This window comes from Alphaproteobacteria bacterium, from assembly GCA_020638555.1.
GTDB lineage: Bacteria > Pseudomonadota > Alphaproteobacteria > Bin95 > Bin95 > JACKII01.
Window position 1 is genome coordinate 665,244 of the sequence record JACKII010000002.1, and the last position, 11,932, is coordinate 677,175.

Here is an 11,932-nt window from a genome sequence, read left to right on the forward strand (position 1 = left end):
GCCTGCCGTTGGGTTCCTGCCGTTGGGTTCCTGCCGCTGCGCTCCCGACGCGGCGGTTACAGGCCGCGCTCTGCCAGCCAGTCCAGAACATGCGCCGCACCGCCATGGTCGAACAGGTCGACATGGCCGGCGGCATCGAGGTGGACGAAGTGTTTCGGCTCCGGCAGTTCGTGGAACAGGCGCATGGCGTGCGCGATGGGCACGGTCTTGTCCATGCCGCCGTGCAGCATCAGCACCGGCGCCTTGCAGGCCGGCGCGACGGCCAGCGAATCCCAGCGGTCCCGGATCAGGCGCGCGGCCGGGAACATCGGATAGCGCGCCTGGGCCAGATTGGCGGCGCTGTCGAAGGCGCCTTCCAGCACGATGGCGCGCGGCCGCACCCGCGGCGCCAGATGCAGGGCGACGCTGCTGCCGAGCGATTCGCCGAAATAGATCAGGGGGGTATCCGGTGCCTCCCGCGCCAGCCAGTCCGTGGCGGCCTGGGCGTCGCGAACCAGCGCGGCCTCGCTGGCCTGGCCGGCATTGCCGCTATAGCCGCGATAGGCCGGCATCAGCAGGCCGTAGCCGGCCTCGGCGAAATGGGCGAACTTGACGGCGCGGCTGGCGAGCGAACCGGCATTGCCATGAAAATACAGCACCGTGGGCCGCCCCGGCTCGGGCTTCTGCCACCAGGCGAGCAGCGACAGCCCGTCCCGGGTTTCCACCCGAACCTCCTCCACGTCGCGCAGGCCGACGGCGCGCGGTGGCGGCGTCGGCTCGGAGCCGGGATACATGAGCCGGCTTTGAAACGCATAGAGCGCGGCCACGGCGCCGCCATAGACCGCGCCGGCGGCCAGGGCTCCCGTCCAGATCATGCGTCCTGCCCCGCCAACCGGCGTCGCATTCCCCTCAATGGTGCACGAAGACCGGGATCGGACAGGCCCGAATCAACTGCTTGGTGACCGACCCGACAAACAGTTGGTGCATCAGCGAATGCGAGCCGAACGCGCCCATGACCAGCATGCCGACATCCAGATTCTCGACGGTGTTCAGGATGGTGGCCGCGATCTCGGTCGAGGCCTGGAGCGCGTGGGGCGTGACCTTCTCGCCGTGGCTTTCGAAGAACGAGGCGCCACAGGCCGCTTTCGCCTCCGCCGCCGCGCCATCCTCGTCCACCGAGACGATGTGGATCGGTCCGCTATTGGCCAAACCCATCAGGTGAAACATCTGCATGGCCCGGCTGGCCTGGTTCGAGCCGTCGAACGCGATCACCGCGCCGTTGCCCGGTCCCAGCGCCGTCGGCGGCACCACCAGCACGGGGCGGGGATTGTCCTTCAGCAATTGTTCGACCGTGTCGCCGATATCATGGCCTTTCACACCGTGGAAATTGGTGTCGCGGCCGATGATGATCAGGTCGTGCCGGTCGGATTCCTGGTCGATCTGCTGGGCCGGTACGCCTTCCGATTCGACGGCGCGCATCGGCACGCCCTCGCTTTCGCACAGCTTGCGGAAGGCGTTGATCCGCGCATCCAGGGTTTCGCGATGCTCGGCCATGACGGTGGCGTCGCGGTGTTCCTTGTAATAGCCGCCGCCGATCGGGGTCGCCATCGGTGCGGTGATCCAGGGCACGTCCAGCACGGCGATCCCGGTCACCTCGGCATGGTAGCGTTTGGCGAGCGCCAGCGCATAGTCCTGCGCGCGGGCGCTGGACTCCGTGGAATCGATCGCCACCACAATCGACTTGATCATATTTGCGCGCTCCTCGCTCGAACCGGTCTCGTACAGGGCTCCATCGCCCTAACATATGCGACAGGGCAGCGAATGGGGCAAGGCGCTGCTGGCGTTTATTGCCTGCCGGGACTAGCTTTTCCGCCAACGCCTTCCCGCGGCACAGGAGCCGAACCCGCCCATGAACGCCATGAACATCGTGTATTTCGACTATGTGATGGATCCCATTTTCCTGGAGATCCTGGAAGCCGATGGCGGCTTCGCCATCGACCGGCGGACGCTGGCCGATCCGGAGGCGGACAATTTCGAGGCGCTGTCGCGCACCCATGTCTACCAGATCAGTTCGGCCAAGGACGAACTGCCGAAGCCGTTCTGGGGTGCCGCGCCCCTGTTCGAGCGCTGCCCGAACATTCTGCTGCTGTCCACCTATGGCGCCGGCTATGACGTCTGCGACCTGGAGGCCGCCACCGCCGCCGGCGTTGCCGTGGTCAACCAGGCCGGCGGCAACAAGGAAGGCGTGGCCGAGCATGCGCTGGCCATGATGCTGACGGTGGCGAAAAAGATCATCGACGCCGACCGCGCCACCCGCCGCGGCGGCATCACCGATCGGGCGGCCTTCAAGGGCATCGAGCTGAACGACAAGACCGTCGGCATTATCGGCATCGGCCATGTCGGCACCCGCCTGGCCAAGATGTGCCGCGGCATCTTCAACTGCCGGGTGCTGGCCTACGACCCCTATCTGACGGCCGCGGAAATCGCCGCCCGCGGCGCGGAGAAGGTCGAGAGCCTCCAGGCCCTGGCCGCCGGCAGCGACTTCGTCTCGCTGAACTGCCCGCTGACGCCCGAAACCCGCGGCATGGTCGATGCCAGCGTGTTCCGGGCGATGAAGTCCGGCGCGATCTATGTCGCCACCGCCCGCGGCTATATCCACGACGAGGCCGCGCTGACCGAGGCGTTGGCCTCCGGCCATCTGGCCGGTGCCGGGCTGGATGTCTGGGATATCGAGCCGCCGCCGGTCGACCACCCGATCCTGGCCATGGACAATGTCGTCGTCTCGCCGCACACCGCCGGCGTCACCTTCGAAAGCCGGCGCAACATCGCCAAGATCACCGCGGAGCAGCTCATCGCCATCCGCAATGGCGAGCGGCCGCCGCGCCTGCTGAACCCGGAGGTGTGGCCGAAATTCCAGGAGCGCTTCAAGGCGGTCTATGGCGTTCGTCCGGCCGACTGAGCCCGCGGCGTCGCACCCGGCCGGCGATGCGGAAAACCTCTTGCCTCTGCCCGCGTTGGGAGGCTATAAGCCTGCCTCTCGCGCGGGCCAGCCGGCAGCGACGCGACGGATGGGCGGTTAGCTCAGCGGTAGAGCACTACGTTGACATCGTAGGGGCCACTGGTTCGATCCCAGTACCGCCCACCATTCCAATCCTCTAGTGCCCTGAAAAGCCTAGGGGATTTTTTGTTGCCGTTGGAGCGGGGCGGGCGCCGATGCGGTCGTCCGGCCCGGTGGCCGCGGTGGTGAACGGTCGTCTTTTGGACGGATTTCGGTTAGAAGCCTCGCAGGGCGGTCGAATGTGTCGGCGGCCGGTGGCGATGCGAGGAACCCATGGCAGTTCGCACAATCGGCGTGGTCGGAGCCGGAAGCTGGGGAACCGCGCTGGCTCTGGTGGCCGCGCGGGCCGGCCGGGACGTCGTCCTTTGGGCGCGCAACCCGGACCATGCGGCGCGCATGGCGCGCGACCGCACCAATGCTCGCTATTTGCCCGACATTCCCTTGCCGCCCGCAATCCGCCCCACGGCGGAGCGCGGCGATCTGCACGCCTGCGATGCGGTTCTGCTGGTGACGCCGGCCCAGACCGTGCGCGCGGTGGCGCGTGCGTTCGCCGGCGTGCTGGGGGCCGATTGCCCGCTGGTGGTCTGCGCCAAGGGCATCGAATTCCAGACCGGCGCCTTGATGAGCGAGGTGCTGGCGGCGGAACTGCCGGGGCGGTGCTACGCCGTTTTGTCCGGTCCGACCTTCGCCAGGGAGGTGGCCCGGGGCCTGCCGACGGCGGTGACGCTGGCCTGCGAATCGCTGGCGACGGCGACCGATCTGGCCGAGAGTCTCGCCTCGCCTGCCTTCCGCCCCTATGCCAGCGGCGACCTGATCGGCGTCGAGGTGGCGGGGGCGCTGAAGAACGTGATCGCCATTGCCTGCGGCGTCGTCAAGGGCCGGGCGCTGGGCGAGAACGCACGGGCCTCGCTCATCACCCGCGGTCTGGCGGAGTTGCAGCGTCTGGCCGTCGCCAAGGGCGGGCTTGCCCAGTCGATGATGGGCTTGGGCGGTGTCGGCGACCTGACCCTGACCTGTTCGACGGAGCAGTCCCGCAACTTCCATTTCGGCGTCCTGATCGGCCGGGGCCTGCCGGTCGCGGACGCCCTGGCCCGCCCCGACGTGGTGGTGGAGGGCGTGCACACGGCGCGGGCCGTGCCGGGGCTGGCCCAGGCCCTCGGGGTCGACCTGCCCATCTGCCAGGCCGTCGCCGATGTCTTGCATGCGGGTTGTCCCATCGACCGGGCGATAGCCGACCTGCTGGCCCGGCCGCTGCGGCGCGAGGAAGCCTGAGGGCTGCGGCCGCCCGCCATCGGGGCTACGCACCGCCCTCCCGAAGACCGCGATAGGCCGCCCGCAAGCCCCGTAGCGTCGCGCCGGCGGCATCCACCGCCCGGGCCGCGTGGGCGGTGGCACGCAACGCCGCGACATAGTGAGAGGCGAGCGGTTGCTGGCCCAGCACGGTGATCGGCGTCGAGCGGTCCGGCGCCATGGCGGCGATCTCGGCCCCGATCAGCCAGCCCGACAGCCGGGCGCGGGCCACGGCCGGGTCCAGGCCGTGCAGCAGCGAGCCCGCGCGCAGGCCGAACAACCGGCCGGGGAGGGAGGCGGGCTCGGCATGGGCCTCGCGGACCGCGGCCAGGAAGGCGTCGCGATCCCAACCCTCGCCGACCGAATGGCGCAGCACCGAGCGCTCGGCCAGCAGGGCGAACAGTTCGCCGGTCATGGCGGTGCGGAACCGCTCGACCCGCCGCTCGCGCACCTCCACCCATTTCGCATGCGTGCCCGGCAGGCAGAGCGTGCCGGAAAACTCCGGAGCGTCGGCCAGAAAGCCCGCCACCTGGGTCTCCTCGCCCCGCATCACGTCCGGCGGCGTCCCCTGCATCAGGCCGGGGACGATCCGGACCGCCAGGCGGGGATCGGCCGTCGGGGCCGTGACGCAGCGCTCCGCCGCCAGCGGCGGGCACGGAACCGGCGTGTAGGGCGCCTCGACCCAGCCCTGGCGGGCGCCGACCATGCCGCAGGCGACGACCGGCACGGTCCGCCCGGCGGTGAGCCAGGGCGCGATCAGGGCCAGCAGCGCCGGCTCGAACCCGTCGCGGTCCAGGCTGGCCATGCCCTGGGCGGAGCGGGCCGCGGCCAGGGGTGGCCCATCCTCCGGCATGGCCCAGACGCGCAAGGCGGAGGTGCCCCAGTCGACCGCGATCCAGGCCGGGTCCGGCCGATTCGCGGCGCAGGGCGCCCCTTGCCGCATCATCGGCGCTAACGGTCCCCGGGCGTCGCCACCGCGACATTGTCCAGCCACCAGTCGCCGCCCTTGTTGATGAACGAGACGCCGTCGAAGCGCTGGAAATCGCGGTCTTTGGCGGACAGCACCTCTTCGCGGTCGATCGCCAGCCGCAGCGTGCCATCGTCCTCGCGCTCCAGAACCACGCGGTGCCACCCGCCGTCATCGAGGGAAATTTGGCGGTAGGCGGTGGCGATGTGGCGCGAGCGACCGTCGCGAACCGCCCACAGCTTCAGACCGCCGCGGCGCGAGTCGCCCACGGTGACGCGATAGCCCGTGCCCGCATTGCGGTCCAGATAGGCGCCGAAATTGAAGACGGTCCCGCCCCCGGGCGCATTGCCCCGGACGCGGAAGCGCAGGCGGAACGCGCCGTCGAAGCGCACCGGCAGGGCAGCCACGGCCGCCTCGCTCCGGCGGTCGGCCGGAACGCCCAGGGCCTGGCCCAGCACATCCCGCAACGACCCTTCGTCGTTGCGGCGCGGATCGTCGGCAATCGCGCTGAACAACGCCCCGTCGCGAATATCGAAGCGGCCGCTCAACACCTGCCAGGCCGGGTTGCGGGTGTGGTCGCCGTCGTCGAACCGGTCGCGCACCAGCACCTGCATGCGATCGCGCGGACCGTTTGCCTCGTCATCGTCCCGGTCGCGGTTGGCTGCATCGGCCGAGCCCGGGCGATCCGGCACGCCCAGGCTGCGCCACAGATTGGGGGACATGGCGCCGATCGGCTCCATTTTCTGGTCGCGGCGATAGGCAGCGATGGCCTTGCGCGTGTTCGGGCCAAGCTGCCCGTCCGGCTGGCCCGTATCGTAGCCGCGGCGGTTCAGGGCCGTCTGAACCTCCCGGATGCGGTCGCGCGACAGGTCGTCCCCGTTGGTGTCGCGCAGGTGCCGGGCCAGTTCCGCGTTCGGCTCGCCATTGACCGGGCGCCCGTAGTCGCGCTGGTAGGAGCGGATCGCGGCTTCCGTCGCCGGGCTCCAGTCGCCGGCAACGCTGTCCACCGGATAGCCCCGCTGGTGCAGTTGTTGCTGGATGGCGGACAGGGTCTGGCGGTCGGCCGCGGGGCGTTTGCCCGGCTCCGTCCACTGACTGCCCTGGTTCCGGTCCTTGCTCGCCTCTTCCCGCTCGCGTTCGCGTTCGGCCTTCGTCGCCGCGTTGCGGACATGCTCGGCCAGAACCCGGTTGTATTCGCCGGTCACCAACAGCTTGTGATCGCGCTCATAGGCGCGGATGGCGTCATGGGTCTGGGAATCGACGCGGCCGGTCTCGCGAATGTCGTAGCCCAGCGCGCGCAGATCCTGTTGCAGCGCGCGCACCGCCGGATCGCCCGGCTGGATCGCCGGCGGCGAGGTGTCCGTCGGCGGCGGTGCCGCCTTGGCGGCGTCGGCATTGGCGCGGATATGCTCCAGCAGCGCGTTGGACGGCTCGCCGGTGACCAGCAGGCGGTGGTCGCGCTGGTAGGCCTCGATGGCGGCCTGGGTCTTGCGGCCCATCAACCCGTCTGCGGTTCCGGCATCGTAGCCGGCGGCGTTCAGCGCCCGCTGGATGTCCAGCACGGTGATGCTGACCGCGGCCCGGGTTACCGGCAGCGCGTGGGGCAGGTGCCCGCCGCTTGCGGCCAGGGAGGCGGCCAGGGCCGGACCGGACAGGCCGATCAGGCTTCCGGCGAGAAGGGCGGAAATCAGGCGCATGGGTGTCGGTCTCCCTGTCGCGGGCGGGGCAATGCCAAGGGTCCGGCCGGAACCGTCAGACGATCCGGCTGGTATGGTTCCCCCAATATCGGTCTTTTAGCAGCCGTTTGTAGAGCTTGCCGGTTTCGAGCCGCGGCAGTTCCGCCTCGAAGTCGACGGACCGGGGCACCTTGTAGTGGGCCAGGTGCTCGCGCGCATGGGCGATCAGTTCGTCCGCCAGCGCCGCCGAGGGCTCAATGCCGGCGGCGGGCTGGACGACGGCCTTGACCTCCTCGCCGAAGTCGGGATTGGGCACGCCGATCACGGCGACATCCGCCACTTTCGGGTGCATGACCAGGGCGTCCTCGATTTCCTGCGGATAGATGTTGACGCCGCCGGAAATGATCATGAACGACTCGCGGTCGGTCAGGTGGAGAAAGCCGTCCGCGTCGACAAAGCCGACATCGCCCAGCTTCGACCAGTTGCGGTGGATCGGATGGCGCGCCGCCTCGGTCTTTTCCGGGTCGTTCCAGTACTGGAACGGCATCTCGTCCCGCTCGAAATAGATCAGGCCGGGCGCGCCGGTCGGCAGGTCGTGGCCGGCCTCGTCGCAGATGTGCAGCACGCCCAGGATGGCGCGGCCGACCGTGCCCGGATGGGCCAGCCATTCCTCGGCATTGCAGACGGTCATGCCATTCACCTCGGTGCCGCCGTAGTATTCGAAAATGATCGGCCCCCACCAGTCCAGCATCTGCCGTTTCACGTCCATGGGGCAGGGGGCGGCGGCATGAATCGCCACCCGATGGCTGGAGAGGTCGTGGCCGAGCCGGTCCTCGGGCGGCAGTTTCAGCATGCGGATGAACATGGTCGGGACCCATTGCGAGTGGGTGACCCGGTGCCGCTCGATCAGGCGGAGCGATTCGGCCGCGTCGAACCGCTCCATGATCACATTGGTGCCGCCCAGCGCGTGCACCGCCGCGGTGAAGGCCAGCGGTGCCGCGTGGTAAAGTGGCGCCGGCGAGAGATAGACCGCATCGGGGCCGACGTCGTAGAGGCCCTGCACCAGCAGGTCCAGGTTCGAGAGTTCGGCGAAAGTCCTGCCCGAGAGCGGGCGCTGAATGCCCTTCGGCCGGCCGGTGGTGCCGGAGGAATAATTCATGAAATCGCCGAGGGGCTCTTGCCGCAGCGGCCGGGTCGGCCGGTCGCGGATCGCGTCCTCCAGATGGCCGAAACCGGCGACCGGGCCATCCACCGCCAGCCGCAGCGGCGCGGCTTCGAGATGGGCGAGCATGGCGCTTGCCTCCGGTGCCAGCGCGGCGGAGGTGACCAGGGCCTTGGCACCGGAGTCGTTGACGATATAGGCGGCTTCCTCCGCGGTCAGGTATTTGTTGACGGCGCAGAGATAGAGGCCGCTGCGCACCGCGGCCCAGTAGACCTCATGATAGCGGATGTTGTTTTCCATGAAGAGGGCGACGACGTCGCCGGGCCGCAGTCCGTGCGCGGCGAACACATGCGCCAGCTGGATGCTGCGCGCGTTGAGTTCGCCATAGGTGAGCCGCTCGCCCGAGCCGGCCATGATGGTGGCGATTTTGTCGGGATGGGCGGCGGCGTGTTCGGCGAGCGGCATGGGCGTTTCCTCATTTTTGCCGGGCGGCTGTTATGAGGCCGGATGGTACCGCCGAACCGGACGGATGATAAGCCGGCGCTTCCGAGGGGCTTGTTTTCCGGCTGCGGCGGAGCGGTGGGCCGGGACCGCCCGCTCTCGCGAACACCGCGGTCGCCGGTGTTCGCGTGCTGATACCGACCCCGGATGGCGGCTCCGCCACCTCCGGGGAAGCGTGCGCCTAGGCCACCCACTCCGACACGGGCGCGGCGGCTTCGTGCAGGGGTTGGCTCAGCACGTCGATCAGGGTCGGGCCGTCGTGCGCCAGAGCCTGTCGCAGCACGCCGGGCAGGTCGGCCGGGTCCTCCACCCGCCAGCTCTTCACGCCGAAGGCGGAGGCCACGGCCGCATGGTCGGTGCGGCCGAAATCGACATTGTAATAGCGCTGGCCGAAGCCCGCATGCTGGCCCGCCTTGATCCAGCCGAACACGGCGTTGGAAAACACGATAGAGGTGATCGGCATGCGGTGGCGCACCAGCGTCTCGAACTCGCCGCAGCAGAAGTTGAACGAGCCGTCGCCCATCATCGCCACGGTCTTCGCCGCCGGCCGGCCCACATGCGCGCCCATGGCCGCGGCGAGCGCGAAGCCGAGCGCGCCGTGGGCGCGGTTGGTGATGAAATGCCGGCCGCTCTCGCGCCAGCGATAATGGGCGGAGACATACGGGCAGGGCGTGCCCGGGTCGGCGACGACGATCGCGTCCGGGTCCAGGGCGTCGTGCAGCGCCTGTACCACCGCTTCCGGCCGGATCGGACGGTCTTTCGCGGCGGCGAGCGGCCGATACGCCTGGAGCTTGCCGGTCCAGGCAGCCGCCGCGCGGGCGGTGCCGTGCTGGCGGTGGCGCCCGGCCAGCGCCTCGACCGCGTCGGCCAGCGCCTCCAGGGCCAGGCGCGCGTCGGCGGCGATGGCGACCGCGGTCGGATAGTTGGCGCCGATCACCAGCGGGTCGCTGTCGATGTGCAGGATGGTCTTGCCCGGCGGCGGCGAGCGCCAGCGCTCGGTCGTGACCGAGCCGGCGCGGCAGCCGATGAACAGCACCACGTCGGCCTCGTCCACCACGGCGCGGGTCGACGGCACGCCGCCGTTGGAGCCGACGACGCCGACCGCCAGCGGGTCGGTTTCGGCGATCGCGCCCTGGCCGGATACGGTGGTGGCCACGGGCAGGTCGAGCGCGCGGGCCAGTCGGGCGAGCGGCTCGAACGCGCCGGCGATCACCGGCCCGCCGCCGCAGATCGCCACCGCCCGCGAGGCGCCGGCGAGGATGCGCGCCGCCTCGGCAATGGCCTCCGGGTCGGCGGCGGAGGGTTCGGCCGGATAGGTGCGGTGGCGCGCGTCGGCCCAGATCTCGGCCTCGTCGACCGGGCCTTTCTGGGTGTCGAACGGCAGGGCCAGATGGGCGGCGCCGGGGCGGCCGGTGGTCATGGCGCGGAAGGCGGCCCGCACCGTCGCCGGCAGCCGCGCCGCATCGTCCAGGCTGGCGGTGAATTTGGTCAGCGGTCGGAACAGGCCGACCTGGTCCAGCTCGGTCAGCGGATAGCGGCCGCGCGCGGCCGTGGAAACGTCGGAGGTGATGGCCAGAACCGGCACCGAACTTTCGTTCGCCTCGACCACGCCCGGCAGGATGTAGGTGGCGCCGCCGCCGGACGGTCCCTCGCACACGCCGGGCTTGCCGGTGACGCGGGCATAGCCGTCGGCCATATAGGCCGCGTGCCGCTCGTCGCGGGTCAGGATATGGCGAATGCCGTGGTCGAGGCGCGCCATCGCATCGTAGAAGGGCAGCGTGGTGTCGCCGCAGAGGCCGAACATGTCGGTGACGCCATGGGCCTGGAGCATGCGCACCATGGCTTCGGCGCCGGTCAGGTGGTTGGGAACGGGCTGGGTCATGGAGGGGCTTCGGGGGACATGGTGTGAATCAAGACCCCGGATCGCTCTTGCGGGCGTCCGGGGTCGGGTAACGGTGCCAGAGAGGCGTCAGGCCGGGGCTAGCGCGGCTGCCGCGGCGGCCAGTCCACCTGACGGCGAAGCTCCAGGCGGGCGATCTGCTGGCGATGCACCTCGTCCGGGCCGTCGGCAAAGCGGAGCGCGCGCATCCGGCTCCACATGAAGGCCAGCTTGAAGGCCTGGCTGATGCCGCCGCCGCCATGGGCCTGCATGGCGTTGTCGATGACCTCCAGCGCCATGTTGGGCGCGGCCACCTTGATCATGGCGATTTCCTGGCGGGCGGCCTTGTTGCCCACCGTGTCCATCATGTAGGCGGCCTTGAGGGTCAGCAGGCGGCACATCTCGATATTGATGCGGGCATCGGCGACGCGCTCCATGAAGTTGTCGCGGTCGGCCAACTGCTTGCCCCAGGTCACGCGCTCGGCGCCGCGCCGGCACATCAGCTCCAGCGCGCGCTCGGCAACGCCGATGATGCGCATGCAGTGGTGGATGCGGCCCGGGCCGAGGCGGCCCTGCGCGATCTCGAAGCCGCGGCCCTCGCCCAGCAGCATGTTCTCCTTCGGCACGCGCACATTCTCGAACAGCACCTGGCCGTGGCCGTGCGGGGCGTCGTCATAGCCCATGACGTGCAGCATGCGCTCGACGGTGATGCCGGGGGTGTCGCGCGGCACCAGGATCATCGACTGCTGGCGATAGGTCGGGGCGGACGGGTCGGTCTTGCCCATCAGGATCAGGATTTTGCAGCGCGGGTCGCCGATGCCGCTGGTCCACCATTTGCGGCCGTTGATGACGTATTCGTCGCCGTCCCGCTCGATCCGGCATTCGATGTTGGTCGCATCCGACGAGGCCACCGCCGGCTCGGTCATGGCGAAGGCGGAGCGGATTTCGCCGTTCAGAAGCGGCGTCAGCCAGCGCTTCTTGTTCTCCTCGCTGGCATAGCGCTCCAGCACTTCCATGTTGCCGGTGTCGGGGGCGGAGCAGTTGAACGCCTCCGGCGCCCAGTTCACCCGGCCCATGATCTCGCAGATCGGCGCGTATTCCAGGTTGGTGAGGCCGGCGCCGTTCTGGCTTTCCGGCAGGAACATGTTCCAGAGGCCTTCGTCCTTGGCCTTCTGCTTCACCTCTTCCAGGATCGGCACCACCGTCCAGCGGGAATCGGCCTGTTCCAGTTGTTGGTAGTAGAGATCCTCGTTGGGATAGATATGGCGGTCCATGAAGTCCTGGACGCGCGCGCACAATTCCTTTGTGCGGTCGTTGAACTCGAAATGCATAGGGGGGTTCCTCACCTCGTCTTGAAGCTAGCGGGGCCGTTGGTATGCAGAGGCCAGCCTAGCGCGGCCCGGCTGCGGGCGGAAGCGTT

The 11,932-nt window shown here is 69.5% G+C and carries 9 protein-coding genes and 1 tRNA gene; 3 read left to right on the forward strand and 7 right to left on the reverse strand.

Going from position 1 to position 11,932, the window contains the following annotated elements; translation table 11 throughout:
* Positions 1 to 56: 56 nt before the first annotated feature.
* Positions 57 to 854: an alpha/beta hydrolase gene (locus H6844_08935; protein ID MCB9929525.1), complete on the reverse strand. Its 798-nt coding sequence runs from the start codon at positions 852 to 854 to the stop codon at positions 57 to 59.
* 34 nt (positions 855 to 888) lie between these two features.
* On the reverse strand, positions 889 to 1,728 hold the full coding sequence (locus tag H6844_08940) for a universal stress protein (protein ID MCB9929526.1): 840 nt from the start codon (positions 1,726 to 1,728) through the stop codon (positions 889 to 891).
* Between the two features lie 160 nt (positions 1,729 to 1,888).
* On the opposite strand from H6844_08940, the gene H6844_08945 reads away from it, so the two are divergent.
* From H6844_08945 to H6844_08955, 3 genes are all read left to right on the forward strand, one after another.
* Positions 1,889 to 2,938 (forward strand): 3-phosphoglycerate dehydrogenase, encoded by a 1,050-nt coding sequence (locus H6844_08945; GenBank protein ID MCB9929527.1) that lies wholly within the window; start codon positions 1,889 to 1,891, stop codon positions 2,936 to 2,938.
* A gap of 111 nt (positions 2,939 to 3,049) precedes the next feature.
* Positions 3,050 to 3,124 (forward strand) — tRNA-Val (locus tag H6844_08950).
* Between the two features lie 186 nt (positions 3,125 to 3,310).
* Entirely contained in the window at positions 3,311 to 4,309 is a 999-nt protein-coding gene (locus H6844_08955; GenBank protein ID MCB9929528.1) for an NAD(P)-dependent glycerol-3-phosphate dehydrogenase, read from the forward strand.
* 25 nt (positions 4,310 to 4,334) lie between these two features.
* On the opposite strand, the gene H6844_08960 is transcribed toward H6844_08955, so the two are convergent.
* The 5 genes from H6844_08960 to H6844_08980 all read right to left on the reverse strand — a co-directional run bounded on the left by H6844_08960 (position 4,335) and on the right by H6844_08980 (position 11,843).
* Entirely contained in the window at positions 4,335 to 5,270 is a 936-nt protein-coding gene (locus tag H6844_08960) for a 2-dehydro-3-deoxygalactonokinase (protein MCB9929529.1), read from the reverse strand.
* 8 nt (positions 5,271 to 5,278) lie between these two features.
* On the reverse strand, positions 5,279 to 6,991 hold the full coding sequence (locus H6844_08965; protein ID MCB9929530.1) for a peptidoglycan-binding protein: 1,713 nt from the start codon (positions 6,989 to 6,991) through the stop codon (positions 5,279 to 5,281).
* Positions 6,992 to 7,046: 55 nt separating this feature from the next.
* Positions 7,047 to 8,597, reverse strand: coding sequence for an acyl-CoA synthetase (locus tag H6844_08970; GenBank protein ID MCB9929531.1), 1,551 nt, complete (start codon positions 8,595 to 8,597; stop codon positions 7,047 to 7,049).
* 217 nt (positions 8,598 to 8,814) lie between these two features.
* The gene (locus H6844_08975; GenBank protein MCB9929532.1) at positions 8,815 to 10,515 is read right to left on the reverse strand and encodes a thiamine pyrophosphate-binding protein; all 1,701 of its coding nucleotides are present in this window, start codon (positions 10,513 to 10,515) and stop codon (positions 8,815 to 8,817) included.
* Between the two features lie 98 nt (positions 10,516 to 10,613).
* Positions 10,614 to 11,843, reverse strand: a complete 1,230-nt coding sequence (locus tag H6844_08980; GenBank protein MCB9929533.1) for an acyl-CoA dehydrogenase family protein — start codon at positions 11,841 to 11,843, stop codon at positions 10,614 to 10,616.
* Between the last annotated feature and the right edge of the window lie 89 nt (positions 11,844 to 11,932).